29 protein-coding genes are annotated in these 26,941 nt (G+C 72.1%); 8 read left to right on the top strand and 21 right to left on the bottom strand.

Annotated elements, in window-relative coordinates; all coding sequences use genetic code 11:
* Positions 1–33: 33 nt before the first annotated feature.
* From BUE45_RS21895 to BUE45_RS21885, 3 genes are read right to left on the bottom strand one after another with little or no spacing between them, the layout of a single operon-like run.
* Positions 34–873, bottom strand: coding sequence for a helix-turn-helix domain-containing protein (locus BUE45_RS21895; RefSeq protein ID WP_073381271.1), 840 nt, complete (start codon positions 871–873; stop codon positions 34–36).
* On the bottom strand, positions 874–1,428 hold the full coding sequence (locus BUE45_RS21890) for a DUF6879 family protein (RefSeq protein ID WP_073381270.1): 555 nt from the start codon (positions 1,426–1,428) through the stop codon (positions 874–876).
* Between the two features lie 3 nt (positions 1,429–1,431).
* Positions 1,432–1,632 carry a hypothetical protein gene (locus BUE45_RS21885; protein ID WP_073381343.1) on the bottom strand — a complete coding sequence of 67 codons (201 nt, stop codon included), beginning with the start codon at positions 1,630–1,632 and terminating at the stop codon, positions 1,432–1,434.
* Between the two features lie 116 nt (positions 1,633–1,748).
* Between BUE45_RS21885 and BUE45_RS21880 the strand changes: the two genes are divergently transcribed.
* Positions 1,749–2,684 (top strand): phosphotransferase, encoded by a 936-nt coding sequence (locus BUE45_RS21880; RefSeq protein WP_073381269.1) that lies wholly within the window; start codon positions 1,749–1,751, stop codon positions 2,682–2,684.
* A gap of 84 nt (positions 2,685–2,768) precedes the next feature.
* Here the strand turns inward: BUE45_RS21880 and BUE45_RS21875 are convergent, their stop codons facing one another.
* From BUE45_RS21875 to BUE45_RS21860, 4 genes are all read right to left on the bottom strand, one after another.
* On the bottom strand, positions 2,769–2,945 hold the full coding sequence (locus BUE45_RS21875) for a DUF397 domain-containing protein (protein ID WP_073381268.1): 177 nt from the start codon (positions 2,943–2,945) through the stop codon (positions 2,769–2,771).
* Positions 2,942–3,127: a DUF397 domain-containing protein gene (locus tag BUE45_RS21870; RefSeq protein WP_073381267.1), complete on the bottom strand. Its 186-nt coding sequence runs from the start codon at positions 3,125–3,127 to the stop codon at positions 2,942–2,944. Before BUE45_RS21870 ends, BUE45_RS21875 begins: the two co-directional genes overlap by 4 nt.
* Positions 3,128–3,363: 236 nt before the next feature.
* The gene (locus BUE45_RS21865) at positions 3,364–3,561 is read right to left on the bottom strand and encodes a DUF397 domain-containing protein (RefSeq protein WP_073381342.1); all 198 of its coding nucleotides are present in this window, start codon (positions 3,559–3,561) and stop codon (positions 3,364–3,366) included.
* Positions 3,561–4,460 carry a helix-turn-helix domain-containing protein gene (locus BUE45_RS21860; RefSeq protein ID WP_178378612.1) on the bottom strand — a complete coding sequence of 300 codons (900 nt, stop codon included), beginning with the start codon at positions 4,458–4,460 and terminating at the stop codon, positions 3,561–3,563. Before BUE45_RS21860 ends, BUE45_RS21865 begins: the two co-directional genes overlap by 1 nt.
* 399 nt (positions 4,461–4,859) lie before the next feature.
* Here BUE45_RS21860 and BUE45_RS21855 point away from each other — a divergent pair, with 399 nt between their 5' ends.
* The 3 genes from BUE45_RS21855 to BUE45_RS21845 all read left to right on the top strand — a co-directional run bounded on the left by BUE45_RS21855 (position 4,860) and on the right by BUE45_RS21845 (position 6,475).
* Positions 4,860–5,237: a hypothetical protein gene (locus tag BUE45_RS21855; RefSeq protein ID WP_143173441.1), complete on the top strand. Its 378-nt coding sequence runs from the start codon at positions 4,860–4,862 to the stop codon at positions 5,235–5,237.
* 381 nt (positions 5,238–5,618) lie between these two features.
* Positions 5,619–6,092 (top strand): ATP-binding protein, encoded by a 474-nt coding sequence (locus tag BUE45_RS21850; RefSeq protein ID WP_073381265.1) that lies wholly within the window; start codon positions 5,619–5,621, stop codon positions 6,090–6,092.
* The gene (locus tag BUE45_RS21845; RefSeq protein WP_073381264.1) at positions 6,089–6,475 is read left to right on the top strand and encodes a hypothetical protein; all 387 of its coding nucleotides are present in this window, start codon (positions 6,089–6,091) and stop codon (positions 6,473–6,475) included. Before BUE45_RS21850 ends, BUE45_RS21845 begins: the two co-directional genes overlap by 4 nt.
* A gap of 183 nt (positions 6,476–6,658) precedes the next feature.
* Here BUE45_RS21845 and BUE45_RS21840 read toward each other — a convergent pair whose 3' ends face one another.
* The 4 genes from BUE45_RS21840 to BUE45_RS21825 all read right to left on the bottom strand — a co-directional run bounded on the left by BUE45_RS21840 (position 6,659) and on the right by BUE45_RS21825 (position 11,294).
* Positions 6,659–7,963 carry a dihydrolipoamide acetyltransferase family protein gene (locus BUE45_RS21840; protein ID WP_073381263.1) on the bottom strand — a complete coding sequence of 435 codons (1,305 nt, stop codon included), beginning with the start codon at positions 7,961–7,963 and terminating at the stop codon, positions 6,659–6,661.
* Between the two features lie 15 nt (positions 7,964–7,978).
* A complete protein-coding gene (locus BUE45_RS21835) occupies positions 7,979–8,992 on the bottom strand; it encodes an alpha-ketoacid dehydrogenase subunit beta (RefSeq protein ID WP_073381262.1) in 1,014 nt (337 codons plus the stop codon).
* 16 nt (positions 8,993–9,008) lie between these two features.
* Positions 9,009–10,118 carry a pyruvate dehydrogenase (acetyl-transferring) E1 component subunit alpha gene (pdhA, locus tag BUE45_RS21830; protein WP_073381261.1) on the bottom strand — a complete coding sequence of 370 codons (1,110 nt, stop codon included), beginning with the start codon at positions 10,116–10,118 and terminating at the stop codon, positions 9,009–9,011.
* 498 nt (positions 10,119–10,616) lie between these two features.
* Positions 10,617–11,294 carry a GntR family transcriptional regulator gene (locus BUE45_RS21825; RefSeq protein WP_073381260.1) on the bottom strand — a complete coding sequence of 226 codons (678 nt, stop codon included), beginning with the start codon at positions 11,292–11,294 and terminating at the stop codon, positions 10,617–10,619.
* A gap of 729 nt (positions 11,295–12,023) precedes the next feature.
* On the opposite strand from BUE45_RS21825, the gene BUE45_RS21820 reads away from it, so the two are divergent.
* Both BUE45_RS21820 and BUE45_RS21815 read left to right on the top strand, forming a co-directional pair.
* Positions 12,024–12,782, top strand: coding sequence for a phosphatase PAP2 family protein (locus tag BUE45_RS21820; protein ID WP_394328541.1), 759 nt, complete (start codon positions 12,024–12,026; stop codon positions 12,780–12,782).
* 603 nt (positions 12,783–13,385) lie between these two features.
* Positions 13,386–15,332 (top strand): heavy metal translocating P-type ATPase, encoded by a 1,947-nt coding sequence (locus tag BUE45_RS21815; RefSeq protein WP_073381258.1) that lies wholly within the window; start codon positions 13,386–13,388, stop codon positions 15,330–15,332.
* 349 nt (positions 15,333–15,681) lie between these two features.
* Here BUE45_RS21815 and BUE45_RS21810 read toward each other — a convergent pair whose 3' ends face one another.
* From BUE45_RS21810 to BUE45_RS21770, 9 genes are all read right to left on the bottom strand, one after another.
* Complete coding sequence (locus BUE45_RS21810; protein WP_342746033.1) at positions 15,682–16,464, bottom strand: polyphosphate polymerase domain-containing protein; 783 nt, start codon at positions 16,462–16,464, stop codon at positions 15,682–15,684.
* On the bottom strand, positions 16,461–17,054 hold the full coding sequence (locus BUE45_RS21805) for a DUF4956 domain-containing protein (protein WP_073381340.1): 594 nt from the start codon (positions 17,052–17,054) through the stop codon (positions 16,461–16,463). The genes BUE45_RS21810 and BUE45_RS21805 overlap by 4 nt, the downstream gene beginning before the upstream one ends.
* 158 nt (positions 17,055–17,212) lie before the next feature.
* Positions 17,213–17,872, bottom strand: a complete 660-nt coding sequence (locus tag BUE45_RS21800) for a response regulator transcription factor (RefSeq protein ID WP_073381256.1) — start codon at positions 17,870–17,872, stop codon at positions 17,213–17,215.
* Complete coding sequence (locus tag BUE45_RS21795; protein WP_073381255.1) at positions 17,869–19,476, bottom strand: sensor histidine kinase; 1,608 nt, start codon at positions 19,474–19,476, stop codon at positions 17,869–17,871. Before BUE45_RS21795 ends, BUE45_RS21800 begins: the two co-directional genes overlap by 4 nt.
* On the bottom strand, positions 19,466–19,834 hold the full coding sequence (locus BUE45_RS21790; RefSeq protein WP_073381254.1) for a hypothetical protein: 369 nt from the start codon (positions 19,832–19,834) through the stop codon (positions 19,466–19,468). The genes BUE45_RS21795 and BUE45_RS21790 overlap by 11 nt, the downstream gene beginning before the upstream one ends.
* A 157-nt stretch (positions 19,835–19,991) precedes the next feature.
* Positions 19,992–21,224, bottom strand: a complete 1,233-nt coding sequence (locus BUE45_RS21785; protein ID WP_073381253.1) for an ABC transporter permease — start codon at positions 21,222–21,224, stop codon at positions 19,992–19,994.
* A complete protein-coding gene (locus BUE45_RS21780) occupies positions 21,221–21,949 on the bottom strand; it encodes an ABC transporter ATP-binding protein (protein WP_073381252.1) in 729 nt (242 codons plus the stop codon). The genes BUE45_RS21785 and BUE45_RS21780 overlap by 4 nt, the downstream gene beginning before the upstream one ends.
* Positions 21,946–23,085: a peptidoglycan-binding protein gene (locus BUE45_RS21775; RefSeq protein ID WP_073381251.1), complete on the bottom strand. Its 1,140-nt coding sequence runs from the start codon at positions 23,083–23,085 to the stop codon at positions 21,946–21,948. Before BUE45_RS21775 ends, BUE45_RS21780 begins: the two co-directional genes overlap by 4 nt.
* Positions 23,082–23,573 carry a hypothetical protein gene (locus tag BUE45_RS21770; protein ID WP_073381250.1) on the bottom strand — a complete coding sequence of 164 codons (492 nt, stop codon included), beginning with the start codon at positions 23,571–23,573 and terminating at the stop codon, positions 23,082–23,084. The genes BUE45_RS21775 and BUE45_RS21770 overlap by 4 nt, the downstream gene beginning before the upstream one ends.
* Before the next feature lie 272 nt (positions 23,574–23,845).
* On the opposite strand from BUE45_RS21770, the gene BUE45_RS21765 reads away from it, so the two are divergent.
* Both BUE45_RS21765 and BUE45_RS21760 read left to right on the top strand, forming a co-directional pair.
* Positions 23,846–24,520: a response regulator transcription factor gene (locus tag BUE45_RS21765; RefSeq protein WP_073381249.1), complete on the top strand. Its 675-nt coding sequence runs from the start codon at positions 23,846–23,848 to the stop codon at positions 24,518–24,520.
* Positions 24,517–25,749: a sensor histidine kinase gene (locus tag BUE45_RS21760; protein WP_073381248.1), complete on the top strand. Its 1,233-nt coding sequence runs from the start codon at positions 24,517–24,519 to the stop codon at positions 25,747–25,749. Before BUE45_RS21765 ends, BUE45_RS21760 begins: the two co-directional genes overlap by 4 nt.
* Before the next feature lie 211 nt (positions 25,750–25,960).
* Here BUE45_RS21760 and BUE45_RS21755 read toward each other — a convergent pair whose 3' ends face one another.
* On the bottom strand, positions 25,961–26,938 hold the full coding sequence (locus BUE45_RS21755) for an ABC transporter ATP-binding protein (protein WP_073381247.1): 978 nt from the start codon (positions 26,936–26,938) through the stop codon (positions 25,961–25,963).
* Between the last annotated feature and the right edge of the window lie 3 nt (positions 26,939–26,941).

Below are 26,941 nucleotides of genomic sequence, written 5' to 3'. Positions count from 1 at the left end.
CTAGGTGTTTTCCTTGGTCGGGATCATATTTTTTTAAACTCCATCCTGCCTGACGGCATGTCCTATCAGAGCCCTCGCCTTATCATTGAAGCAGGCTCCTGACGAAGCCATCTGGAACACATGGAGGTACTGCTCGACCTCGATCGGGTGGCTCAGGGTGAGTTCGGCAGAAATGGTTTCGACCACGACCGAACTTTCATCCCGAATCCAGAACCCGTGGTTCGGAAGATAAGGGGGAGACGAGTCGAAGGGGATGATCCCGAGGGAGACGTTGGAGAGTCGGCTCAATGTGATCAGCCGATCCATCTGCGCCGCCATGGTCTCCCGGTCGCCACGTCTGTGGTGCAGGGCGGCCTCGGCGATGATGTAGCGGAAGTTCTTGTCACGGCGGTAGAGCACGTCCTGGCGGTGGATCCGCTGCTGGACGGCGGCCTCAAGGTCGGAGGTCGACCTGTTCTTCCGGTTCGCGCCCTCCAATACCGCATGCGCGTAGTCCGGCGTCTGGAAAAGTCCGGGAATGATCATGGGCTCGTATCCGCGAAAGACGCGGACTTGTTTCTCTTCGCGGGCGATGCGCGCCTGAACTCCGCTGTGGCCGTGATGTAGCTGGTCTTTCCATGCAACCCACATCGACTCCAGCTCATTCAAACGGTTGATGAGATCAGTGGCCGCATCCTCCCTGCCGCAGGCGCGAGTCCATTTCATGATCTCAGCCGACTCGGGGTTCTGGCGGCCGGTCTCGATCTTGGAGATTTTCGACTGGCTCCATGCCAACAGCTCCGCGAGTTGCACGCCTGTCAGTCCTGCTGACCGGCGTATCTCGCGGAGCCGTCTGCCCAGGTCTTGCCGGGCCCGCTCAATGCTGTAAGTCACCTAGATATTGAACCGCTTACTGCTCTCGGGGTCATACTCACCGTGCGGGATCGCCTGCTGCCAAGCGATGTCACGCCACTTGCGGTAGAGCGCGATCGTGGCCGGGTCGTCGACGTGCTCGGACTTGAACGGGACGTCATCATCATCGAAGTGCAGGAGGCACCCCCACGCACCGTCGAACAGCCAGAAGTCGAAGTCCGGGAGTTCCTGGACGGCCGGGTTGTGCCTGGGCAGCCACCGGATGTCTTCCCCCGCCTCGACGTTGAACCGAGTGACGGCGTGTTCCCAGCGGATGTAGTCGCTCAGGGGCTCGGAGACCACTCGGACGCGCTGCCAGGTCTTTCCCTCCGCGCTGCGGCTGGCGACGTTCCGGTGCCATCTGGAAGTCCGGGCGAAGTCCGCGTCACGACCGAGGTCGCCGGTGCTGAGAAAGCGCCGGACGTCCCGGGCCTCCTTGCTGACGTTGTAGCGGTCACGAACCTCCAGCTTCCAGGCCGTGTGCTCGAAGTCCCTGAACTGCTGCGTGAACTCGTCATCTGTGATGATCCTGGACATGCGTCACTCGCCCTCGTCGGCGAACCGCAGAAGCTCCCTGGGGACCTCGACCAGGGTCTCGTTCTCTGCCAGGTCCCGCACGTCCCCCATGGCTTCCGGGTCGATGACCTTGTAGCCCTGGACAACGATGGTGTCGCGGTCGGTCTTGTAGAGGGTGGGGCAGTGGCCGTCCTCGCTATCGGTGCCCAGGAACGTCAGCCGCATCAGCGCCTGCTCTCTCATAGTCGAGAATATTCTAGAAGAATCGTGCCATGACTCTGCGGATCGGAACAGTCGTTCACCGTGACCGGATGCGGCCATGAAAGTGAGGATCGTCGCCGTTGCCTGACTGGGAGCTGATCACGGCCAGGACCGCCTCGGACGGGGGAGCCGTCTGGTATTCGCCCGGCGAGCGGCTCTACAAGCGGACCGGTGGTCCTGAGGTGGAGAGAGAGGGCGAGCACCAGTGTCTGCTCGCCGGTCTCGGGTTTCCCGTGCCCCGGCCGGTCGAGGTGGGGGCCAGCGGGAGGGGGTACCACTTCACCGAGCCCGAAGCGGGTACGCACAGCCTCCACGACCTCGCGATGATGCAGGCACAGGACAGTGGGGGCGTGGTGGACGACGCGCTGGTCGACGCAGCCGCGGCCGTCTCCTCGCGGCTGCTGCGGGCGCAGGCCGCCCATCCGGTCGAGGACGCGGAAACGCCGGAGAGGACCTGGTTCCACCGGGCGGGGTTCGTCGAGGAGGTCTTCGCGGAGAACCCGGACCTGGACACGGAGGAGATCCGGGCCCTCATCGACACCGCCGTGGCCCGGCTTGCCCAGGTGCCCCTGTGCCACGGCCATCTGGACTACGGGCTGCCCAACGCCTTTCCGGACGCCGTCATCGACTGGCAGCACCACGCGCCGGCCCCGCTGGGCTACGACGTCTATCCCGTGCTGGACATCGCGGCCTTCAAGGGCGGGGGACGCGGGTACGGCTTCACCCCGGAGCAGAGGACCCGCTACACCGAGGCACTGGACGCCGTGGCCCGGGAGTGCGCGGGTGGGCCCTTGAGTCTCCACACGGGGGACTTTCTGCTGGCCAAGGGCTTCTTCTTCCTCGCGCGTATGCGACCGAAGGACGGGGCTCCGGCCGCCAAGTACCGCAAGTGGCACTACCGCCGGACGCTTCTCCTCCGAAGCGCGGAGGAGTACGCGGCAACACGGAGCATCGACACCGCCGCGTTCCCCACCCTCGCCGCCTTCGAGTCCCGGTTTTCAGATCCGCGATCGTGACGGCCTGCTCGGCCGCCACGGGATCACCTGCCTGATCATCGGTGATGCCCCCGCCGCCGGCCGAGGCGGAGGTAACCAGGGTGGTTAGCGCCGGTCGCCCTGGGTGGTGCGGAGGAAGGCCTGCCACTCGGTGCGGTCGAAGGCGAAGGGCGCCTGACCGGGGGTCTTGGAGTCGCGGACGGCGTGGAGGTCGGGGGTGTCGGCCACCTCGACGCAGTGGCTCTCGGTCGCGCTGTAGGTGGACTTGCGCCATTGGGTCATGAGGGCTCTTGGAGCTTGGATGCGCCGAGGAGGGCGCGCCATTCACGGGTGGGGAAGGTGAGTGTGCCGAGGTCTCTGTGCTTGGTGTCGCGCATCGCGGCACCTGCGGCTGACTCCGCCACCTCGACGCAGTTGTTCGATCCACCGCTGTAGCTGGACTTGCGGAACGTCAGGTTTCCCACACAAGGGCCTTTCTAGCGCTGGAACTCTCCTTTTTCGGCTCCGTCCAGGAAGCTTTCCCACTCGTGGGGCGTGAAGAACACGGAGCATCGACACCGCCGCGTTCCCCGCCCTCGCCGCTTTCGAGTCCCGGTTTTCAGATCCGTGATCGTGACGGCCTGCTCGGCCGCCACGGGATCGTTTGCCTGATCATCGGTGATGCCCCGGCCAACGGCCGGGGCGGAGGTATCTGGGCTGGTCAGAGCCGGTCGTCCCGGGTGGTGCGGAGGAAGGCCTGCCACTCGGCGCGGTCGAAGGCAAGGGGTGCCTGACCAGGGGTCTTGGAGTCGCGGACCGCGTGGAGGTCGGGGGTGTCGGCCACCTCTACGCAGTTGCCCCCTTGGTTTCCGCTGTAGGTGGACTTGCGCCACGCCAGACCAGCAACGGAGGACGTCATCAGCATAGTGTTCCTCGGATTTCTGCGATCAACTGCAACGACTCTTCTGTGGAGAGCGCTTGCGCACAGGCCGCATGGAAAGTGAGGGTGGCTTTGTAGACGTCCGGTTCCGTCGCGGTGATGTGTGCGCTCCCCTGCCCCTCAACGTATAACACCCTATCCTTGGGCAACTGGAGGATCACCATGCTCCCATTCATCAGAGCATGCGGACCCCGAGTGAAGGGGATGATCTGAAGCTGAACCCAGCGGTTACCGCCAGTAATCAGAAGATGATCCAGCTGGGCGGCAAATAACTCCGCTCCTCCAACCGGCCTTCGTAGAACAGCCTCATCCAGCAGGAACCAGCTGAGCGGTGGCATCTTACGCTTCAGTGCTTCTTGCCGGTGCATTCTGGCCTGCACCTGGCTCTCCAGCTCAGCGTCAGAGATCGGAGGGTAGTAAGAACGCAGCAGTTCGCGGGCGTAATCTTCCGTCTGCAAGAGGCCTGGGACGGCTTGAGGTTCGAAACTATAGATTTCTGTAGCCTCGGACTCAAGCCCAGGGAAAGGTCGAAACCAATCAGGATAGGCCTTCTCCACATCTACGAGTAGCGGCAGTATCCGTGTCAGGGCGCCTCCCGTATTCAACGCCTCCTCGCACTGGCGGGTGAAGGGCGAGTTCAGCCGATCCTTCTTCGTGGCCTCCAGAGGTGAGCTGCGTCCCGTCTCCACCATGGACACCTTGCTCTTGGAGCAGTTGATCCGCTTCCCCAGCTCCTCCTGCGTGAGTCCCGCCGCCTCGCGGAACCTCCGCAGTTCAGACCCGTAGTAACGCAGTAGGGGTGCGGGGCGCTTGCCGGTGTCGGCGGCGCCGTCCGCGGAGTCGTCGGGAGCGGTCGGGATAACACGCAAATCGGTCACAGGGCTCTCCTGTGGAAAAGAGGGGCGGCCGAGAGAGGGGTGTACACGACCTGATGCCGGATCACGTGGATACAGGTCACGCACGACCTACTAACGCCCAGGTTAATCGACCCCGGGTCGTCGCACAGCTTTTCCACAGGTTCATTTCGAACTGGCCTGCGACACCGGCGGATGTCCGATTCTGCGGTCGAGCGCGGGATTCCACGAAGCCGTGTCCGTTTCCAACGCAGGGGGCTGCATTCCACGGTGGTTCAGGAGGGGGTTCCGAGGTTCAGGGCCGAACCCCGAAGTTCCAAGGGGTTTCCCTGAAAACCTCGCTTTTCGGGCGGCGTTCCACGATCCAAGCTCAGAACCCGAAACTCTTCCCGCAGGTCAGCGCCACGATGGATGCTCATGGGCATGACGAACGAACAAATCTCCGCGACCGTGCACACGCTCTTCCACCTCTCCCCGGAGGAGCTGGAGCACGAAACCGACGAGATGTCCCGTGAGGCGGCACCCCGCAGGTTCGCTGTCTGTGTCCTGAACTATGAGGAGTCCGACGCCGTGGTCCTCGCCTGGGGACTCCAGTTCAGTGACGGCGGCGTCAGCCTCATCCCCCAGGAGATGAGGCTCCGAGGAAGCTTTCGGTCGTTGTCTCAGGTCATGTCGATCTGTGAGCGGAGGACGCATTACCCGTGCCGGGTGGTCTGGGTGGACGAGCCGTATCCGCCGCTCGTGTGCACCGAGGACGACCTCGAAGACGGCGAACCGGCCGACGAACGCGCGACGGCATGAGCACCGGCAAACCACCCCTGTTCCACCGGGGAGGCCTGGGCGGGTCCGTGGCGGAGAACCAGAGCGGGAGCGGCGTACGTGCCCTCACCACGAGGAGCGGCACCTCCGCTCCCGCTCGCCCGGCGAACCGTGCCGTAGAGCCCAGCACTGTGCCGTGTTCGCGGGTGGGAGCGAATTTCTGTGCCACCGCGGAATCGCTCAAGCCGGGGCCGGAACAGCGGGCGATCACCAGGGGGAACGGGAGCGACCCCGCCCTCACCCCGCTCCCGGCGCAGCGGGTCGCCCAGCACTCGGGCTGACCACGAGAAAGCTCCGGCGGGTGCTGAGAACACCCCCGGAGCAGGCCGACAAGCAAACCAACCAATAAAGAAAGTTGTCGACATGGCCATTGTGCCGCACGTGAGTCCTGCCCGCTGGCGGGCCCGTATCTACCCCGGCGACCTCGCCCACACGGGCACCGTGCGCGCGGACCTGCGCGCCGACCTGGCCGGGTTCCCCGAAGACCTGGTGGAGGCCGCCGTCCTGTGCGCGAGCGAGATCGCCGCCAACGCCGTCGAGCACACCCGCTCCGGCGACCCGGACGGCCGCGTGCTGCGCGCGCTCTTCGTCTCGGAACCGGGTGTGCTCCGCCTGACCGTCGTGGACGACGGGGCCCGCGAGTCCTCGCCCGAGATCCCGCTCGACCGCACCCCGCAGGAGTGGCTGACCGCCGAACGCGGCCGGGGCCTGCTGATGGTCGCCGCGCTCGCCCGCGCCTGGGGCTCCTACCCGATCGTCCCCCTCCCGTTCTGCTCCGGCCTGGGCACGGCGGTCTGGGCCGAGTTCCCCCTCCCCCCGAACGGCGACGGGCGGTGACCGCCGTCCAGGAGCACGTCCGGTCGGTGCTGGACGCACCCCGGGGCCACCGCTTCTCCCGGACCCGGACCCGGGCCTTCGCCCCGGCCCCCGCCCCGAACCCCGCACGGATGACCCGTGAGCAGCGCCTTCTCCGCCAGTTGGCGGGCAACCCCAGGGTCGCCTACCGGACCGAGCACGGCGTCCTCCCCGCGTGGATGGGCCTGGCCGAGGAACGCCGAAAGCACGAAGCCGACACCGCGCAACCCCCTCCGCCCCCGCCGCGCGGTCGCCACCGGGCCCCGCTCCGCAGGCGCCGCCGGCGCGGGTGGTCGGCGCTGGCCTACGGGACGGTGCTGGCGGCCGGGGTGGTGATCGGTCACGCCGCCGGACTGCTCCTGTAGCGGCGGCGCGCTCTGTCCACAGCCTGTGGACGAATCCTGTCGACTCCGACAACACGGACAGCACTCGCGCCCGCAGCACCCTCAGTACCCACAGCACCGCCGGTACCGGCGACACGAACGCCCCGGCCGGGGAGACCCCCGGCCGGGGCGTGCGCGCTCGCAGCGCTCGCGTGCTCCGCGCTGTTACAGGAGGATCCGCATCGGCTCTTCCAGGATCTCCGCGAGGTCCTTGAGGAACGCGGCGCCCACGGCGCCGTCGACCGCGCGGTGGTCCACCGACAGCTCCAGGGAGATCCGGTTGCGCACGGCGACCTCGCCGTCCACCACCACGGCCTCCTGGCGCATCGCGCCGACCGCCAGGATCGCCGCCTCCGGCGGGTTGATCACGGCGGAGAAGCTGTCCACGCCGAACATGCCCAGGTTGGACACGCTGAACGTGCCGCCGCTCATCTCCTGCGGCTTGAGCTTGCCGTCGCGCGCCTTGCCCGCCAGGTCGCGGGTGCGGCCGGAGATCTCCGACAGGGTCGCCTTGTCGGTGTCGTGCAGCACCGGCACCACCAGCCCGGTGTCGACCGCGACGGCCACGCCGACGTTGATCCGCCCGTGCTTGAGCAGCTTCCCGTCCACCCACGAGGAGTTGACGGCCGGGTGCAGCTTCAGCGCCGTGGCGCTGGCCTTGACGATGAGGTCGTTGAAGCTGATCTTCGCGCCCGTGCTCGCCAGCTGCGCGTTGATCTGCCCGCGGAACGCCTTCAGCGCCTCGGCGTCGATGGTCCGGCGCAGGTAGAAGTGCGGGACCTGCTGCTTGCTCTCGGTCAGGCGCCGCGCGATCACCTTGCGGATGTTGCCGATCGGCACCTCCTCGGAGTCGCGGCCGTCGTCGAACGACGGGGCCTGCGACGCCGGGGCGGCGGCCGGAGCGGACTGGGCCGCGGACGCCTGGGCCTGGGCGGCGGGAGCGGAGCCCGTGCCCTCCTTGGCGGCGGCCTCGATGTCGGCGCGGACGATCCGGCCGCGCGGGCCGGAGCCCTTGATGCCGTTGATGTCCAGGCCGTACTCCTTGGCCAGGCGGCGGGCCAGCGGGGAGGTGCGCGGGCGCTCGCCCTCATTGGACGACGCCGCGGCCGGGGCCGGGGCCTCCTCCTGCGCCGGGGCGGCGGGCTCCTCGGCCGCCGCCTTCTCCTGGGCGGGGGCCTCCTCCTGCGCCTTCTCCTCGGCCGCGGGGGCCCCGGAGTCGTCGGGGACCGCGTCCGGGGAGTCGCCGATCACGCCGATGACGGCGCCGATCTGCACCGTCTCGCCCTCGGCCACCGACTGCTTCACCAGGAAGCCGTCCTCGTAGGCCTCGTACTCCATGACGGCCTTGTCGGTCTCGATCTCGACCAGGACGTCGCCGGAGGCGACCTTGTCACCCACCTTCTTGACCCAGGTGCTGATCACGCCTTCCTCCATGGTGTCGGAGAGGCGCGGCATGTAGATCTCGCTCATGGACTGGAACTCCCTCTACCCGACCCGCTTGCCGACGGCGCTCAGGGTCTCCTTGATGGCGGTGCTGATCGACTCGATGGACGGCAGGGCCGCGGTTTCGAGAGGCTTGGCGTAGGGCATCGGCACCTCGGCCATGGCCACCCGCCGCACGGGGGCGTCCAGGTAGTCGAAGGCGCCCTCCTGGATGGACGCGGCGATCTCCGCGCCGATCCCGTAGGTGAGCCAGTCGTCCTCGCAGACGACGGCCGCGCCGGTCTTCTTGACCGAGTCCACGAAGGTCTGGCGGTCCAGGGGGCGGAGGCTGCGCAGGTCGACGACCTCGACGCTGATGTCCTCCTCGGCGAGCTTCTCGGCGACCCGGGTGGCGACCGTGGCCATCCGGGAGTAGCCGATGAGGGTGATGTCGGAGCCCTCGCGGGTGACGGCGGCGCGACCGATGGTCGCCACGTTGTCGTTCTCCGGCTGGGCGTAGTCCTCGGGGACCTCGCCCTTGGAGTTGTACAGGCCCAGGTTCTCCAGGAACAGCACCGGGTCGTCGTCGCGGATGGCCGCGCGCAGCATCGCGGAGGCCTCCGCGGGGGTGCTCGGGGCGAGCACCTTCAGGCCCGGGATGAAGGAGTAGAACAGCTCGATGTTCTGCGAGTGCGTCGCGCCGAGCTGCTGGCCGCCGCCGCCCGGCGTGCGGATGACCATGGGCACGCTGGTCTGGCCGCCGAACATGCCGTAGATCTTGGCGGCGTGGTTGATGATCTGGTCGATCGCGATGAGCGAGAAGTTGATGGTCATCAGCTCCACGACCGGGCGCAGGCCCAGCATGGCCGCGCCGATCGCGGCGCCGACGAACCCCTCCTCGGCGATGGGGGTGTCCTTGACCCGGCGCGGGCCGAACTCCTTGAGCAGGCCCTCGGTGATTTTGTAGGACCCCTCGAAGACGCCGATCTCCTCGCCCATGACGAGGACGTTCTCGTCGCGGACCATCTCGGCGCGCAGCGTGTCGCGGAGCGCCTGGCGGTAGGTGATCACAGACATGTGTCGTCGTCCTTCTCTACTCTGCGAACACCGGGTCGGCCGGCATGCGCCGCGACTCGTTCGGGACCGGGGTGGCGTACGTGTAGTCGAAGAGGGTCGACACGTCCGGCAGCGGGCTGTTCTCGGCGAAGTCCGCGGCCTCGGCGACCTCGGCCTTGACCGACGCCGCGATCTCCTCGCGCAGCTCGTCGGTGAGGACGCCGGCCTCGGTCAGCTTCGCGTCGAAGAGGGCGATCGGGTCGTTCTCGTCGGCCCGGGCCTCCTCCCACTGCTCCTCGGTGCGGTACTTGGCGGGGTCCACGACGGAGTGGCCCTTCTGCCGGTGGCTCCACGCCTCCAGCAGGAACGGGGTCTGCTCCGTGCGGGCCCGCTCGACCAGCTCGGCCGCGGTGTCGCGGACCGCGAGCACGTCGCGGCCGTCCACGCGCACGCCCTCGATGCGGAAGGCGGAGCCGCGCTTGTGCAGCTCGGGCTCGGCGGAGGACATGTCGACGGTGGTGCCCATGCCGGTGAAGTTGTTGATCACCACGAAGACGACGGGCAGGTTCCACAGCTTGGCGATGTTGAGCGACTCGTGCCAGGCGCCGATGTTGGTGGTGCCGTCGCCCATCTGGCAGACGACGACCTCGTCGCCGCCGCGGTAGGAGATCGCCAGCGCGGCGCCGGTGGCCAGCGGGAGCTGCCCGCCGACGATGCCGTAGCCGCCGAGCATGCGGGTCTCGGTGTCGTACATGTGCATCGACCCGCCCCAGCCCTTGGAGACGCCGTCGGAGCGCCCGTAGAGCTCGGCCATGACCCTCTTGGGGTCCATGCCCTTCTCGATCGCGTACCCGTGGTCGCGGTAGTTCGTGAAGAGGTAGTCGTCCTGGCGCATCGCGTCGAGCAGGCCGACGACGGTGGCCTCCTCGCCCAGGTTGAGGTGACAGTAGCCGCCGATCCGGGCCTGCGTGTAGGCCTGGGCGGTGCGCTCCTCGAAGCGGCGGATGAAGAGCATCCGGCGGTAGTAGTCGAGAAGGGACTCGGGCTTCTCGTCGCCGAGGCCAGCGGAGGTGTTCTTGCGAGCGCGGCGGCGGGTCCCGGAGGACCGGGCGGCGGCGCCCTTCGGCTTGGCCGTGGTGTCAGCCATGGTGTGCCTTTCTACGTACGAGAGGCCCGGCGCCACGGCCTGTGGGCCGCGGTGCGAGGGGCCCGCCGGGGTCGCGCTGTCGGGCGCGGCTCCGGCATGCGCCGCCACCGGGCTCAACGGCGGCGGCGCTCCTGTGGCTGTCGGGGTGCGTCCTGGGGAGCGTGGCTCGGTGCTCCCCCTGGCGCGGAAGACTCGCGGGGTCTCGTATGCGGTTGTCACCGGACCCCTCATCGCATGCTTCCCGGTCTCCTCCGCGCTAAGCATGGGCGGAGCAGGGGCGCCGCGAGGGGTCCCCGGGTTCGTTCACCGGCCGGATGAACGATTCCGGATGCCCGTAAGGGCCGATGTTCACTGTGACGTGCGTCGCGCCACACTCTACGGTCTGATCGATGATCGATCAATAAGACTTTACGGTAGATACCGGGACCTTGGCGCGAGAGGGCAGGTCATCGGGCGCAAACCCCCGAGTCGGACGCGGGAGGGACGCGTTCCCGAAGGTCAGTGCACGCTTTCGTTCGAGCGCAGCGCGGCCTCGACGTAGTTCAGCACGTGGTCGCTCAGCATCCGCCCCACCTGGGAGTCCCCCTCGCGGAACGCCTTGGTGATCTGGTCGTGGTCGGCGGCCTTGGCGTGCAGCTCCATGTTCAGCCAGCGCACCGACAGGGCCGTCCACACCTCCACCCCCAGCGACTCCCAGGTGTGCAGCAGCACGCTGTTGTCGGCGGCCCGCACGACCTCCCGGTGGAACTCCACGCTGTGCCTGATCTGCCCGGACACGTCGCCCTCGGCGGTCGCGCGCTTGAGCAGGTCCACCTCGCGCTCCAGCGGCGCCGGGTCCGCGCGCAGCCGCGGGGCCGCCAGTTCGGCGGCCACCAGCTCCAGTCCGGCGCGCACCGGGTAGATCTCGGCCATGTCCCGGACGCCGAAGTCGCGCACCCGGGCGCCCTTGTTGGGGACCGTCTCGATCAGCCGCAGCGTCTCCAGCTCGCGCAGCGCCTCGCGCACCGGCGCCTGGCTGACCCGCAGCTCCGTGGCGATCCGGCGCTCGACGATGCGCTCGCCCGGCTGCCAGCGGCCGGACAGCAGGCCCTCGACCAGGACCTGCCGGATCTGCTCCCGCAGCGGCTCGCGCGCCAGCTTCGAGGGATCATCCGGCAACCTCGGCAGGTCGACCATCCAGGGCCCTTTCCTTCCGCGGACCGCGCGCACCGCGTCCGCTCCACTCGTCGACTGGGAACTCCTTGAAGATTGCCACACGCGCGCATCCGCCCCGCCGGGCGGACTCGAACCGCTAACGGAAAGCTCACGAACGTGTCGCACGGCGGTGAACCGCCCGCGTCCAGTATCCGGGTTCGCGGCAAAGTCCGAGGTGGAAGCGTCACACTTGGCCACCGGGACCACCAACGGGGGGAAGTGTCCAGGTAGGCTCGTCTGTCGGCAATGTTCACACCACGCCGAGCGCACGTGACGCACGCGACGGTAAGGAACCGACCAAGAGCGCTTTGGACCGCGCTCGGTACATGAGGCGGTGCGGGGGCACCGCAGGAGCAGACGACGAATCGCAGACGACCTCTCTGCGGTCCTCGCACACCGGACCTGTCCGGGGGCGGCGTTCACGGAACCCCGTGAACCGGCCCGAAGGTTCGGTCGTCGAAGGAAGGGCGGGGCAGGAGTCCCGCCGACCGTAGACACCGAGGATCCGGGGAATCCCGTTTCCGGCAATCCGCGGCTAGCCCGTCCCCCGGCCAGTGCCACAGGCGAGCCCACAACATGTGAGACAGCACTGAGCACATGACGCACTCTTCATGGACCAGGCATCCGAGGGCGAGACACGTGACCACGACGCACGACAGGGAAAAGAGGACCACTCCGGTGGCGGGGCCCTACAGCGGCTCCATCCCCGTCGTGCGCGACGCCCCGCTCACCCCGGGGCTCCCCGTGGTCCGCGCGGTCAAGTGGCCCAGCGTGAGCGAGATCGCGTGGGGTCTGGCCTCGGACCGCATCGCGATCATCCTCGCCGTCGCGCTCATCGTGGTGACGATGCTCGCCGCCGGGCCGCTGCACCCGCTGGACAACTTCCTCAACGAGTTCCACCGGCCCTACTTCGAGGTGCTGCGCGAGCCGCTGATCCACTGGCCCGACAACGTGGCCTCCCGTTACGTGGCCCTGCCGGTGCTGGGGGTGGTCTCGCTCCAGCTGGCCTACTGGCACAGGAGCTGGCGACCGATCGTCCTGAGCGCGGTGGGCGTGGTCGGCATCATGTCGATGGTCTCGATCATGAAGCTGGCGATCAACCGCGGGCACGCCAAGCACTACGACCCGGACTTCTTCGCGGGCGCGGGGAACGTGGCGTTCCCCTCGGGGCACGGGTCCAACGCGATCCTCATCTACGGCCTGGTGCTGTACCTGATCGTCAGCTTCGGGGCGGCCCGCCCGCACATCATCCGGCGGCTGGGGTACACCATCGTCGCGATCGCGCTGCTCCAGTCCGCGGTGTCGATCTACCTGCACTTCCACTGGTTCTCGGACCTGGTGGCCGGGATGATCGCGGGCGGGTTCGCGCTGCGGCTGACGATCCGGCTGGACCGGATGTTCCCGCACGGGCGCACCGTCGAGTGGTGGCCCTGGTACGGGCGGGAGGACGACGAGGCGGCGGCCTCCTGAGGCTTCCAGGGGGCGCGGTCCGACAGGGCCCGCGCCCCCTTTTTTTTCGTGTCCGGTGCGGACGAGCCGGATCTCCTCCCCTTGCGGGAATACCCCAGGGGGGTATGTTCCTTGAAGGGGTGGGGGCCGCACGGCGCGTTGATCCGCCCATGGGATACCCCTTGGGGGTATGTTCCGGGAGGGAAGGAGAGGGACATGAGCGAACACGACCACGACGACCGCCGCCCCGGTGGCGGGCGGCACCGCGACGGTCACGCCGCTCCGCCCGGGGTCCCGGCGGACGACGGGAGCCGGGCCCGCGGCGGCGGAGGAGGCGAGGAGTCCGGCCGGGGGCACGGCGACGGCGGGGATCGCTCCAGCCGCTCTGAGCACTCCGGCCACGCCGGACACTCCGGGCGCGGTGACGGTGCACGCGAAGAGGCCCACGGGGGTCGTCCCGGGCGGGGGAGTCACTCCGGCCGCGCCGGTCACGGCGACGGACGTGGGGAGGCCCACGGGGGACACGGCGACGGCGGGGGCCGCTCCAGTCACTCAGGGCACGGAGACCACTCCAGCCACTCCGACCACTCCGGTCACGGTGGCGGACACGGTGACCACGCGGCCATGTTCCGGACACGCTTCTGGTGGAGTCTGCTGCTCAGCCTCCCCGTCGTCTTCACCAGCCACATGGTCTCCGGGTGGCTGGGCTACCACGTGCCCGACCTCCTCGCCTGGATTCCGCCGGTGCTGGGCACCGTGGTCTACCTCTACGGCGGGTGGCCCTTCCTGGCCGGGGTCGCGGGCGAGCTGAGGGGCCGCAGGCCCGGGATGATGACCCTGGTCGCGATGGCCATCACCGTCGCCTTCGGCGCCAGCCTGCTCGCCACCCTCGGCGTGGTCGGCGCGGCACTCGACTTCTGGTGGGAGCTGGTCCTGCTGGTCGTGGTCATGCTGCTCGGCCACTGGCTGGAGATGCGCGCCCTGGGCCAGGCCTCCGGCGCGCTGGAGGCGCTGGCCGCGCTGCTGCCGGACCGCGCCGAGCGGGTGGGCGGCGACGGCGGGACCGAGGAGGCGGCCGTCTCCGACCTGGGCGCCGGCGACGTCGTGCTGGTCCGCTCCGGCGGCAGGGTGCCCGCCGACGGCACCGTCGTGCGGGGCGCGGCGGCCGTGGACGAGTCCATGATCACCGGGGAGTCCCGCACCGTCACCCGGGGCGAGGGCGACCGCGTGGTCGCCGGGACGGTGGCCACCGACTCGGCCGTCCGCGTCCGGGTGGACGCCGTCGGCGAGGACACCACGCTGGCGGGCATCCGGCGGCTGGTGGCCGAGGCGCAGGCCTCCACCTCGCGCTCCCAGGTCCTGGCCGACCGCGCCGCGGGCCTGCTGTTCTGGTTCGCGCTGACCGCCGCGGTGCTCACCGCCGCCGCCTGGTCGGTGCTGGGCGAGCCCACCGAGGCCGTCGAACGCACCGTGACGGTGCTGGTCATCGCCTGCCCCCACGCGCTGGGGCTGGCGATCCCGCTGGTCATCGCGATCTCCACGGCGCTGTCGGCGCGCAACGGCATCCTCGTCAAGGACCGGCTGGCGCTGGAGCGCACCCGCCTGGTGGACACCGTGCTGTTCGACAAGACCGGCACGCTGACCCGGGGCGCCCCGGCCCTCACCGACCACGCCGCCGTTCCCGGCGGGGACGCCGCCCGGGTCCTGGCCCTGGCGGGGGCGGCCGAGGCCGACTCCGAGCACCCGCTGGCCAGGGCCGTCGTCCGCGCCGCGCGGGAGGCGGGCGGGGTGCCCGCCGCCGCCGGCTTCCGGTCGCTGACCGGCCGCGGGGTACGGGCCGAGGTGGACGGGGAGACCGTGCACGTGGGCGGCCCCGCGCTGCTGGAGTCCCTGGGGCTGGCCGAGCCCCCGGAGCTGGAGGAGCGCACCCGGGCCTGGCGCGGGCGCGGCGCCACGGTGCTGCACGTGGTCGCGGGGGACGCGGTCGCGGGGGCGCTGGCCCTGGCCGACGAGGTGCGGCCCGAGTCCCGGGCGGCCGTCCGGCGGCTCCGGGAGCAGGGGATCGCGGTGGCGATGGTCACCGGCGACGCCCGCAACGTGGCCGACGCGGTCGCCGCGGACCTCGGGCTGGACGAGGTGTTCGCACAGGTCCTCCCGGACCAGAAGGACGCGGTGGTGCGCGACCTCCAGGAGCGCGGGCGCACGGTCGCCATGGTCGGGGACGGGGTCAACGACGCCCCTGCACTGGCCAGGGCCGATGTCGGCATCGCCATCGGGGCGGGTACGGACGTGGCCATCGAGTCGGCGGGCGTGGTGCTGGCCTCGGACGACCCGCGGGGCGTCGTGGCGGTGCGCAGGCTGTCGCGGGCGAGCTACCGCAAGATGCTCCAGAACCTGGCCTGGGCCGCCGGGTACAACGTGCTCGCGGTGCCGCTGGCGGCGGGTGTGCTGGCACCGGTCGGGATCGTGCCGGCTCCCGCGGTGGGCGCGGTGCTGATGAGCCTGTCCACGGTCATCGTGGCGCTCAACGCGCAGTTGCTGCGGCGGGTGGACCTGTCGCCGACGGATTAGGGGCGACCGTAAACCGGACCGGGGCACCGGGCGGGGGTGGCGCGGAACCGTGCGGAGGGGGAGGATCGGAGCGTCGATCCTCCCCTCTTGTAGCGGGAAGGGGCGGTCGGCGCGGGCCACCGCCCCGCTTCGGATACGGGGCGGCGGCCCCCTTCCGCAGCAACGGCCCGGGCACGGCACCGCCCGTCCGCAGGTCCGGGGGCCGCCCGCCGACGGCGCCCCGGCCGGGCCGACCGCCGCCGCTCACGGCCCCGCCGGCTGCGGTCCGTGCGCTTCTGTCCGATTTTCGAAGGATCGGGTCCCGGGTTTCACGTGAAACATCGGTCCCCGACCCCCCCGTTCGCGGCCCTCAGGCGGCGCTGCGCTCCAGCACCGGGTGGTCCAGGCAGTCGCCCATCGCCCGGTGCCACTTGTTGCCCCGGAACCCCGGCTCCAGCGCCGCCAGGGTGGACGCGTACTTGGTGAACGCCACCTCGCGGTACCCCAGGGAGTGCAGCCGCCGCTCCGTCGCGGTGAGCCCGCCGCGCGTCTTGACCTCCAGCAGCGCCGTGCCCGGCCGCATGGCGATCGACCACCCGCCGCGCCGCCCCACCAGGTCCGTGTCCACGGTGACCCGCTCCTCCCCGGACAGCGCCACCGCGGTCGCCCGCCGGTAGTCGGTGACGGCGCTCGCGACCAGCACGTCCGGCGGCTCGATGCCGTACGAGACGAGGCTGTCGTCGAGGAACCGCCGGGCGGCCGGGGTGAGCCGGTCGGGCGCGCCGTCGTGCTCCACCCGCACCTTGTCGGTGATCCCGCGCGCCCCCTTGAGCTTGACCTCGAACATCCGCGTCCCGGTGTCCTCGTAGGTCCGCACCCGCACCTTGTACCGCAGCCGCCGCCCCTGCCGGTGGTCCCGGAAGCACCGCAGGTCCGGGGTGTCCAGGTAGGTCGAGGAGTACCGAAAGGACGTCCGCCCGCCGATGGTGAGCACCCCGAACCGGGACGGGGGGAACAGCCCGGCCACCGCCTCCTCCGGAACCAGGTACTTGCGGCAGGTCCGGGTGACCAGGGCGGCCCGCGCGTTGATCTCCTCCAGGGACAGCGCGGGCAGCGCCTCCAGGGCCGGGTCCCGCGGCGCGTCCGTGCTCACCGGCCCTCCCACCGGGCCGCCGTGCCGCTGCGGGCGGGCGGCGCGGTCGGCGCCGGGACGCGGAACCGCACGTCCACCACCATCAGGTCCCGCACGTAGTCGACCTCGATCACGTCCACCCGGGTGACCTGCGCCCGCAGCCGCGCCGACAGGTCCTGCCGCAGCGCCACCGGGTCCTCGTGGATCGCGTCCAGGGTGAGCATCCGCCGCTCGTGCCGGGACAGCAGCCGGGGGTGGTCGCCCACGTACATCACGGTCAGCAGCAGCGCGTTGAGCCCGAGCAGCACCCACGGCGCCGAGATCGCCACCGCGTTGATCAGCCCCAGGGCGATGGCCGTGAAGTAGTACCCGATCTCCCCCTGGCTGATGAGGTCCGAGCGCAGCCGCAGGATCGACAGCACGCCGAACAGGCCGAACCCGACCGCCAGCGCCACCTCCTGCCCGGTCATCATCGACACCACGGCGAAGATGCCGGTGTTGAGCGCCACGTAGGCGAGCAGCAGGTCCCGCCGGCCGTGGCGGCGGAAGTAGAGGACGTACGACAGCAGGGAGATCGCGATCAGGTCGATCGCCAGCGCGAACCAGAACATGGTGACCATCGTGTGCGGCCCGGGTGAGGCGGCCATGAGCGCCGTATGAGGGAATCCTCATCCCGGGGCCACCGCCCCGCCGCCCGCCGTCCGCCCGGCGTGCCGGGGGCCGGGTGGACGGCCCCCGCCCACCCGGCCCCCGGCGGCCCGCGCGTCCCTCAGTCCGCCAGCCGGTACCCCATGCCCCGCACCGTGACGATCCGCCCGGCCCCCACCTTGCGCCGCAGCGCCCGCACGAACACGTCCACCACGTTCGACCCCGGGTCGTAGTCGTAGCCCCACACGTGCGAGAGCATCTGCTGCCTGCTCAGCACCTGGCCCGGGTGCCGCATCAGCAGCTCCAGCAGCGCGAACTCCCGCGCGGTCAGGTCCACCGTGTCGCCGTCCACCGCCACCCTGCGGGTGCGCAGGTCCAGCGCCAGGCCCCCGGCCTGGAGCACGGTCGTCTCGCCCGTCCGCTCGCGGCGCATCCGCAGCCGCACCCGGGCCAGCAGCTCCTCGAACCTGAACGGCTTGGTGACGTAGTCGTCCGCCCCGATCTCCAGCCCCGTCACCGTGTCCCGCACCCCGTCGCGCGCGGTCAGGATCACCACCGGGATCTCCACGCCCAGCGAGCGCACCCGCCGCAGCACGTCGAACCCGTCGGTGTCGGGCAGGCCCAGGTCCAGGAGCATGAGGTCGAACCCGCCGGTGACCGCGTAGTCCACCGCCTCCGCGCCGGTGCCCACCACGGTCGTGGTGAACCCGCCCGCGGTCAGACCCTTGCGGATGAACGAGGCGATCCTCTCCTCGTCCTCCACGATGAGGATGCGGCTCACATCTGCTCCCTTCCCCGGGGGACGACCAGGGTGAACGTGGACCCCCGGCCGGGTTCCGAACGCAGGTCCACCCGCCCGCGGTGCGCCTCCGCGATGGCCCGGACGATCGCCAGGCCGAGGCCGGCGCCGCCCCCGCCGGCGCGGGCGGCCCCGCCGCGGGAGAAGCGCCCGAAGATCCGCCCCTGCTCCTCGGCGGCGATCCCGGCGCCCTGGTCGGTGACCCAGAACAGCACGTCGGGGCCCTGGACCACCGATCCGATCCGGACCTGGGTCCCGGGCTCGGAGTAGCGCACCGCGTTGGCGGCCAGCTGCACCACCGCCTGGGTGACGCGCTGCGCGTCGAGCCGCCACTCGCCCTCGGCCACGGCCTCCAGCCTCCAGTCGCGGTCGCCGAGCCGGCGCACGTGGGCGTCGATGTCGCTGGTCAGCTCGGCCAGGGACACGGGCTCGGGCCGCACGAAGTCGGGCTGCTGGGACTTGGCGAGCAGCAGCAGGTCCTCGACGATGCGGCCCATGCGGTCGAGTTCGTCGGTGACCAGGCGGACCACCTCGCGGCGCTCCCGCGGGTCGTCGCCCATCAGCTCCAGGTGCCCGCGCACGATGGTGATGGGGGTGCGCAGCTCGTGCCCGGCGTCGTCGACGAACCTGCGCTGCTCGATGAACGCGCCCTCCAGCCGGTCCAGCATGCTGTTGAACTGCTGGGCCAGCGCGGCGATGTCGTCGCGCCCGGACACCTCGATGCGCCGGGTCAGGTCCTCCTCGGTGATCTCCGCCGCGGTCTGGCGCACCAGCCGCACCGGGGCGAGGATGCGCCCGGCCACCCACCACGCGGCCGCACCGGCGGCGACCAGGCCCACCAGGCTCACCAGCGCGATCGTCCGCACGGTCTCGGCGACGGCGGCCTGGTCGGGGTCGGTGAAGTAACCGGTGACGAACCAGCCCGTCGCCCCGTCGCCGTCCGGCGGGAGCACGCGGATCTTGGACCACTCCATGGGGCCGGCCGGGGTGTCCAGGACCCCGCGGCCCGCGGGGTCGTCGAGGACCCCGGCCACCAGGGCGGGGTCGGCGGACACGTCGAAGGGGGGCTCCTGGCCCTGGCGGATGCGGCCGGGCTCCTCGGTCGGCCCGGTGTCCCCGGCGGAGCCGCCGCCGGGCGCGCCACCGCCACCGCCGCCGGTGCCCGTCCCGTCGACCCAGCCGAACAGGATCTCGGCCCCGTCGGGGTACTGCCGCTCCAGGTGGACCTCCATGAGCGAGGACACGTCGGTGAACGCCTGGCCGGTCTCCGGGTCGCGCCCGGTCCCGGCGAACTCCTGGAACTCGCCGATCTCCTGGGTGAGCGCCCGGTCGGCCCGGTCGCCCACCCCGCCGCTCAGCGCGCTCCAGGTGACGAGCACGACCAGGGCCAGGGTGAGGGCCATCAGCAGGACCACCCAGGCCATGATGAGGAGCCGGGCGGGCAGGATCCGCCGCTGCGGGTGGGGCCGTGCGGCCGCGTCGCGCAGCACCATGGTCGGGAAGAGAGAGGTGTCGCCCGGGGAGCGGCGCCCGTGCGACGCGGTGCCCAGGTCCTGTGTCGGGGACTCGGGTCCGTCAGTCGTCATCGTCGTCCCCGTCGTCGTCATCGCAGTCGTCGTCATCGTCGTCGTCCCCGTCGTCCCCGCCCGTGCAGGCGGTGGGAGCGGGGGGCGGCTGGGTCTCCCCGGCGGGCGGCGCGGAAGCCTCCTCCCCGGGCCGGCCGGACGGGCGGTCGGTCACCGGCGGCGGCGGCGCCACGACGCCCTCACCCCCGGCGGACACCTCCGGGTCCGGTACGGCGCCGGGGGACTCGCCCACGACGACCTCGCCGGGGGGCGACGGATCGGCGCCCCCGGACTGCGTGCTCCAGGCGAGGCCCGCCCCGGCGAGCAGCACGGCCGCGACGGCGGCCACCGCCGACGGCAACACCCATGGTGGTCTCATACTCCCCGAGCATGCCCGGACCGGGCGAAGACCCGATGAAACGCACATGAGGTTTTCTTCATCCTGCCCGGTCACCGGGCGGGCCGGAGCCCCGGGACCCCCGCTCGGGGTCCCGGGGCTCCGGGGCCGGTGGGACGCGCCGGCCCGGAGGCGGCGGTCAGTCCGCGCTCAGCGCCTCCACGGGGTGCTGGGCCGCGGCGCGCAGGGCGGGCAGCAGCCCGGCCACCGCGCCGATCGCCACCGTCGCGGCCACCGCGCCGGCCCCCGCCCACCAGGGCAGGGCGAACGGCCAGCCGCGCAGCAGGGCGAACACCCCCGTGACCAGCGCGCCCAGCGCCACGCCGAACACCCCGCCCAGCAGCGACAGCGCCATCGCCTCCACCAGGAACTGCACGCGGATCGCCCCGCGGGTCGCCCCCAGCGCCCGGCGCAGGCCGATCTCCCCGCGCCGCTCCAGCACCGAGATGACCATGGTGTTGGCCACCCCGACCCCGCCGACGAGCAGGGCGACCCCGCCCAGTCCCAGCAGCAGGCCCTGGAGGGTCCGGTCGGCGGCCTGCCCGGCCGCCAGGGCGTCCGAGGGCCGCGACACCTCGACCTCGTTGGGCCGCTCCGGGTTGGCGTTGCGGCCGATGAGGTCCCGGACCTGGGCGGTCCGCTCCGGGTCCGTGCGCACGTAGATCGTGGACGGGTCGCCGTCGGCGCCCAGCACCTGCTCCGCGACCTCCTGGCCCACCAGCGCGGCGTTGTCGAGCTCGGGTGCCAGCTCCACCGGGGCGAGCACGCCCACCACGGAGAAGTACTCGCCGCCGATGAGCACCAGCGTGTCCGGGGTGATCCGGTGGACGCCCAGCCGCTCGGCGGCCGAGGCGCCCAGCACCGTCGCCGGGTGGTCCGTCGTCGCCCCGTTGAACCACGAGCCCAGCGCCGTCCGCGCGCGCAGCGTGTCCAGCAGGTCCACGTCCACGCCGTGCACGGAGATCCCGCCGGACTCCCCCGCGGGGACGAGGTCGCTGCGGTACACCTTGGCGCCGCCCACCTGCTCCACCTGCGAGGTGCGGTCCACCTCGGGCATGCGGCCGATCCGGCCCCGCGCGTCCTCCGGCAGGGTCGCGTCGCCGCCGAAGAAGGTGGTGCCCGGCGCCACCGTGACGAGGTCGGTGCCCAGCCGCTCCAGGGTGGCCTCCAGGTCGGCCCGGCCCGAGGCGGAGATGCCCACCACCGCGACCATCGCGGCGATGCCGATGGCGATCCCCAGGGCGGAGAGGACCACCCGGGCGGGCCGGGCGCGCAGCCCGCTCGCCCCGGTGCGCAGGTGGTCGAGCGGGGAGAGCCGTGCGGGCCGGGGCCGGTCGTGCCCGGAGCCGCGCCCGCGCGCGGCGCGGATCATGAGACCCCCTCGGGGAGGGGCGCGGCGGAGTCGGCGACGACCCGGCCGTCCCGCACCTCCAGCCGCCGGGGCGCCTGCGCCGCCAGCTCGCGGTCGTGGGTGATGACGAGGACGGTGACGCCGTCCGCGTTCAGCCCGCGCAGCAGGTCCATCACCTCCGCCCCCGAGGCCGTGTCCAGTGCGCCCGTCGGCTCGTCGGCCAGCAGCAGCTCCGGGGAGCCGACCACCGCGCGGGCGATCGCGACCCGCTGGCGCTGCCCGCCGGACAGCTCGTGCGGCCGGTGGCCGACCCGGTCGGCCAGCCCCACCCGCTCCAGGGCCGCCGCCGCCCGCTCCCGGCGCGCCCGCAGGGGCACGCCCGCGTACAGCAGGCCGTCGGCGACGTTGTCCAGCGCCCGCACGTTGGGGGCCAGGTGGAACCGCTGGAACACGAACCCCAGGGTGCGGGAGCGCAGCGCCGCCAGCGCCCCGTCGTCCAGCGCCCCGATGTCGTGGCCGAACACGCGGACCGTGCCCTCGGTGGGCGCGTCCAGGGTGCCGACCAGGTTGAGCACGGTCGACTTGCCCGACCCCGAGGGGCCGACGATCGCCGCCATCTCCCCGCGCTCCACCCGCAGGTCCACCCCGTCCAGGGCGCGCACCCCGCCGGGGTAGGAGCGGCCCACCCCGGCGAACTCGACGGCGGGGACGTCCCGCGCCCCCCGCCCGTCCTCGCGGACGCTCATCCCGGGACCACCACTTCCGTGCCCTCGCCGATCCCGTCCCCGGTGACCTCCACCAGGCCGTCGGAGAACCAGCCGGTCTCCACCGGGACCTCGCCCACCGTGCCGTCGGCGTCCACCACCGACACCCCGTAGCCGCCGCCGGAGAGGGCGATCAGCGCGCCCACCGGCACGGCCAGGACGTCCTCCCGGCTCTGCCCCCGCACCTCCACGGTGACGGGCGCCCGGTCGAGGAACCCCTCGGCGTCGTCGGGCAGGAGCACCAGCACCTCCACGGTGGCCCCGCCCTCCTCTCCGGGCGCCCCGTCCTGGGACTCCTCCCCGGCCTCGGCGACGGTGCCCACCGAGGCGACCTCGCCGGTCGCGGTGCCGCCGCCGGGCATCTCCACGGTGACCTCGTCGCCCTCGGCCACCAGGCCGCGGTCGTCCACGTCCAGGTCGATCCGCACCACGCGCTCGGTGGCGGTGGTGTCGAGCAGGGCGGTGCCGGGCCCGACGTCGGACCCCACCGCCACCTCGTGCGAGGTCACCCGCACCGGGCCGGAGGTGTACCAGATCCGCGCCGGGTCGACCGTGCCGGTGACCTCCATGCCCCGGGTGTCGCGCTGCCAGTTCCGGACGGCCTCCGCGGTGAGCCAGGTGTACTCGTCGTCGACGGTGAACCCGCCGTACCCCAGCTCGGACAGCGCCTGCTCGAACCGGCGCACGTCCTCGCCCCGCACGCCCGGCTCCAGCAGCCGGTGGGCGGGGACGTCGCCGCGCAGCAGGACCGTGGGGCGGTCGTCGATCTCCCAGGCCCGGTCGCCCGCCGACAGTTCGGCGCCCACGTCGGGCAGCCGGGTCAGCACCCCGTCGGAGCGGGCGAAGAAGGACCCCGCCCTGGGGTGGCCCAGGGTGCCGTCCAGGGACTCGCGGCGCTCCAGGGTGGTGAGCTCCACGTGCGCGGTGGCCCCGGGGCGCGGCGCCGGCTCCCCGCCGGAGGAGGCGGAGGGCCCCCACACCGTGAAGGCGGCCAGCGCGCACAGCGCGGTGAGGGCCGCCAGGGCGGCGGCCAGCCAGCCCAGGCCGCGCCACCCGCGGCGGGGGCGCTCCCCGGCGTCCTCCGTCCCGGGCCCGGCCGGGGGTGTGCCGGTGCTCACGAGTCACCGCCCCCCTCGCCCAGGGCCTCGGCGTCCGCGTGGTCCGAGCAGCGGGTGAGCGCCTCCATACCCTCGTCGTCGTCCGGCTGCACGGGCATCGGCTGGGCCTGGCCGGGCTCCGGGTCGGGCATGTCGTAGCCCTCCTCGCGCATGCACTCGGCCATCAGCAGGTGGCGCTCGAACACCTCCTCCTCGGAGGGCGCGTTCTCGTCCACCGGGAGGAGTTCCTCGCAGGACTCCAGGGCCGCCATGAGCTCCTCGTCGTCGGCGCCGGCGGCGGGCATGCCGATGGAGACGCCGTCCCCCTCGGGGTCGGGCATGTCGAAGCCGTTCTCCCGCATGCAGGCGGCGAAGTCCACCATCGCCTCCTCCGTGGTGGGCTCCCGTGTCCCGCCGGCCTCCCCGCCGTCGTCCCCGCCCAGGGCGCCGCATCCGGTGAGCAGCAGTCCCGTCATGACCGCCCCCAGGGCGTAGGCCGGTGCGCGCATGTGGTTCACTCCTCGGTCCCGGTGCCGGCCGTTCCGGCACCTCGTCGGAGCACATGCCATCGGGGGAGCGGTTAGCCGTCGGTTAGCCCGCCCGTCGCCCTCCGCCACCCTCAACGGACGGCCTGCGGCCGCGGTTCTTCCCGCCCGTCGCCCTCCGCCACCCTCAACGGACGGCCTGCGGCCGGGGTCCTTCCCGCCCGCCATAACCGCGCTCTAACCCGGCGGGTGCATACTCGCCCGTCAGAGGGTGATCGGTCGGGAGGGGGAGTTCCGTGCGGGTTCTGGTGGTGGAGGACGAGCCGTCGCTCGCGGCGACGGTGGCCGGGGGGCTGCGCGGCGAGGGGATGGCCGTGGACGTCTGCCACGACGGTGCCACCGGCTGGGAGACCGCCACCGTGCACGACTACGACGTCATCGTCCTGGACCGGGACCTGCCCGTCCTGCACGGCGACCGCGTGTGCCGCCTCCTGGTGGAGGACCCCGGCGTGCACGCCCGGGTGCTCATGCTCACCGCGGCCGGTGGGCTGGAGGACCGGGTGGCCGGGCTGGACCTGGGGGCCGACGACTACCTGGCCAAACCCTTCGCGTACCCGGAGCTGGTGGCCCGGGTGCGGGCGCTGGGGCGGCGGGCGCGCCCCGCGGCCCCGCCGCTGCTGCGCGCGGCCGGGCTGGAGGTGGACACCGTGCGCCGGGCCGCGTTCCGCGACGGCCGGCAGGTGGCGCTCTCGCCCAAGGAGCTGGGGGTCCTGGAGGAGCTGCTGCGCGCCGACGGCGCCCCGCTGTCGGCGGTCCACCTGATCGAGAAGGTGTGGGACGCCCACCTCGACCCGTTCAGCGGGGTCCTGAAGGTGGTGGTCCACGGCCTGCGGCGCAAGCTCGGCGACCCGGCGGTCATCGAGACCGTCCCCGGCCAGGGGTACCGGGTCCGGGCCGGGGAGGGGGCGTGAGGGGGCTGACCCTGCGCACCCGGCTGGCGCTGGTCTACACGGCCGTGTTCGTGCTCGGCGGGATCGTGCTGCTGGGGGTGAACTACGGGATCGTCTCGGCCAGCCTGGAGGACCGGGGCGTCAACCTGGCCATGACGCTGGAGGGCGTGACGGTCCAGGCCCTGGACCGGGCGGACACGGCCGCCGCCCCCGCCGCCCCCGCCGCCCCCGCCGCGCCCGTCGTGGCCGCCGGGGAGACCGGGGACTACGACTTCGAGAAGGTCCAGCAGGACCTCGCCGCGGAGGTGACGGCCTACCGCTCCGCCGTGCTCGGCGACATGCTGATCACCTCCGCGCTGGTGCTGGGCGGGGTGACGGCGCTGGCCGCCCTCGCCGGGTGGCTCATCGCCGGCCGCCCCCTGCGGCGGCTGCGCCGGGTCACCGAGACCGCCCGCACGCTGTCCGAGGACGACCTGCACAGCCGCCTGGCGCTGACCGGCCCCGACGACGAGTTCCAGGAGCTGGGGGACACCTTCGACGGCATGCTCGCCCGGCTGGAGCGGGCCTTCGACAGCCAGCGCAGGTTCGTCGCCAACGCCTCCCACGAGCTGCGCACCCCGCTGGCCGTCCAGCGCGCCGCCCTGGAGGTACCGCTGTCCCAGGGCCGGGTGCCCGAGGACCTGCGCCCGGCCGTGGCACAGGTCCTGGACTCGGTGGAGCGCAGCGAGGGCCTCATCTGCGGGCTGCTCCTGCTCGCCCGGTCCGACCGCGGGCTGACCGCCACCGAGGCGGTGAGCCTGGCCGAGGTCGCCGGCGACGCCGTCGCCCTGCACACCGAGGCGGCCGGGGCCCGCGGCGTGGAACTGGGGCTGTCGGTCGAGCCCGCCGAGGTGGACGGGGACCCGGTCCTGCTGGCCCACCTCGCGCGAAACCTCGTGGACAACGCCCTGCTCCACAACGTCGACGCGGACGCGGGCCGCGGGCGGGTGCGCGTGGAGGTGCGCGCGGTCGCCGGGCGGGCCGTGCTGCGGGTCGCCAACACCGGGCCGCGGGTGCGCGACGCCGACGTGCTGTTCGAGCCGTTCCACCGCGGCGACGCGGCCCGCCTGCACGGCGGACGCCCCGGCAGCGGCCTGGGGCTCTCCATCGTCCGGTCCATCACCGAGGCGCACGGCGGCACCGTGTCGGCGCTGCCCCGGCCCGGGGGCGGGCTCACGGTCACGGTCGGGTTCCCCCTCGCGGAGGGCTGAGGCCGGACGCACGGTCGTGGTGCGACGGGGAGGGTCCCTTCGCGGAGGGCTGAGGCGCGTGCCCGGGTGACGATCCGGGAGGTGACGCAACCACGCAACGAAAGCCCGGAAGCCCGTCGTACAGGGTTTCGTCACCCGCGGGCCCGGACGACACGCCCGGGGCGCCGCCAACGAAAGCCGTCGGCGGCGCCCCGGGCGGTCCCTGTGCAGGTCAGGCCGGGCGCGGCTCGGCGCCCCGGTACAGGGCCGCCACCACCCCCTCGATGTCCGGCTCGCGCAGGGTCAGGTCGGCGATCTCGTTCCCCGCCGCGACCCTGGCGATCACGGCCGACGGGTTGTCCTCCAGCTCCAGCCACTGGCGGGGCCCCTCCGCGCGCACGAACCGCGCGCCCGCCACCTCCAGGGGCGGGGACGGCTCGGCCAGGTCCACCACCAGCACCCGGGGCACGGGCACGGCGGCGCGCAGCCCCGCGAGGTCCCCGTCGTAGGCCAGGGAGCCGTGGTCGATCACCACCACCCGGTCGCACAGGCGCTCCACGTCGCCCAGGTCGTGGGTGGTCAGCAGGATGGTCGTGCCCTCCTCCGCGTTCAGCCGCAGCAGGAACTCGCGGATCGTCGCCTTGCTCACCACGTCCAGGCCGATGGTGGGCTCGTCCAGGACCAGCAGGCGGGGCCCGTGCAGCAGCGCGGCGGTGAGGTCCCCGCGCATCCGCTGGCCCAGGCTGAGCTGGCGCACCGGTGTGGCGAGGAAGGGGCCCAGTTCGAGCAGCCCGGTCAGCTCGGCCAGCCGCCGGGCGTGGTCGGCGGCCGGGACGCGGTACATGTGCCGGGTCAGCTCCAGGCTGTCCTTGAGCGGCAGGTCCCACCACAGGGTGGTGCGCTGCCCGAACACCACCCCGATGTGCGAGGCCAGGCGGGTCCGCTCCCGGGCGGGCTCCATGCCCAGGACCCGCAGGCTCCCCGAGGTCGGGGTGAGGATGCCGGTCAGCATCTTCATGGTGCTGCTCTTGCCCGCGCCGTTGGGCCCCAGGTAGCCGACGACCTCCCCGGCGCGGACGGTGAGGTCGATGCCGCGCACCGCGGCAACGGTGCGCCTGCGGCGGCGGAACAGCGGTCCCTCGGACAGCACGAAGTCGCGGCCCAGGCCGACCGCCTCGATGACGGCGTCGTCGGAGTGTGCGGAGGTCATCGG

Source organism: Nocardiopsis flavescens (assembly GCF_900141985.1).
Taxonomy (GTDB): domain Bacteria; phylum Actinomycetota; class Actinomycetes; order Streptosporangiales; family Streptosporangiaceae; genus Nocardiopsis; species Nocardiopsis flavescens.
Note: the sequence above shows the minus strand (reverse complement) of the source record. Positions and strands in the feature narration are given on the sequence as shown.

Bases quoted from the DNA above. Each gene is read 5' to 3' on its own strand.
- BUE45_RS21825 (WP_073381260.1), bottom strand. From the start codon at position 11,294: ATGGTCGACCTGCCGAGGTTGCCGGATGATCCCTCGAAGCTGGCGCGC.
- BUE45_RS21770 (WP_073381250.1), bottom strand. From the start codon at position 23,573: ATGCGCGCACCGGCCTACGCCCTGGGGGCGGTCATGACGGGACTGCTG.
- BUE45_RS21755 (WP_073381247.1), bottom strand. From the start codon at position 26,938: ATGACCTCCGCACACTCCGACGACGCCGTCATCGAGGCGGTCGGCCTG.
- BUE45_RS21795 (WP_073381255.1), bottom strand. From the start codon at position 19,476: ATGACGACTGACGGACCCGAGTCCCCGACACAGGACCTGGGCACCGCG.
- BUE45_RS21785 (WP_073381253.1), bottom strand. From the start codon at position 21,224: ATGATCCGCGCCGCGCGCGGGCGCGGCTCCGGGCACGACCGGCCCCGG.
- BUE45_RS21850 (WP_073381265.1), top strand. From the start codon at position 5,619: ATGGCCATTGTGCCGCACGTGAGTCCTGCCCGCTGGCGGGCCCGTATC.
- BUE45_RS21840 (WP_073381263.1), bottom strand. From the start codon at position 7,963: ATGAGCGAGATCTACATGCCGCGCCTCTCCGACACCATGGAGGAAGGC.
- BUE45_RS21780 (WP_073381252.1), bottom strand. From the start codon at position 21,949: ATGAGCGTCCGCGAGGACGGGCGGGGGGCGCGGGACGTCCCCGCCGTC.
- BUE45_RS21815 (WP_073381258.1), top strand. From the start codon at position 13,386: ATGTTCCGGACACGCTTCTGGTGGAGTCTGCTGCTCAGCCTCCCCGTC.
- BUE45_RS21790 (WP_073381254.1), bottom strand. From the start codon at position 19,834: ATGAGACCACCATGGGTGTTGCCGTCGGCGGTGGCCGCCGTCGCGGCC.
- BUE45_RS21875 (WP_073381268.1), bottom strand. From the start codon at position 2,945: ATGACCCAATGGCGCAAGTCCACCTACAGCGCGACCGAGAGCCACTGC.
- BUE45_RS21805 (WP_073381340.1), bottom strand. From the start codon at position 17,054: ATGTTCTGGTTCGCGCTGGCGATCGACCTGATCGCGATCTCCCTGCTG.
- BUE45_RS21885 (WP_073381343.1), bottom strand. From the start codon at position 1,632: ATGCGGCTGACGTTCCTGGGCACCGATAGCGAGGACGGCCACTGCCCC.
- BUE45_RS21835 (WP_073381262.1), bottom strand. From the start codon at position 8,992: ATGTCTGTGATCACCTACCGCCAGGCGCTCCGCGACACGCTGCGCGCC.
- BUE45_RS21865 (WP_073381342.1), bottom strand. From the start codon at position 3,561: ATGACGTCCTCCGTTGCTGGTCTGGCGTGGCGCAAGTCCACCTACAGC.
- BUE45_RS21890 (WP_073381270.1), bottom strand. From the start codon at position 1,428: ATGTCCAGGATCATCACAGATGACGAGTTCACGCAGCAGTTCAGGGAC.
- pdhA (WP_073381261.1), bottom strand. From the start codon at position 10,118: ATGGCTGACACCACGGCCAAGCCGAAGGGCGCCGCCGCCCGGTCCTCC.
- BUE45_RS21855 (WP_143173441.1), top strand. From the start codon at position 4,860: ATGACGAACGAACAAATCTCCGCGACCGTGCACACGCTCTTCCACCTC.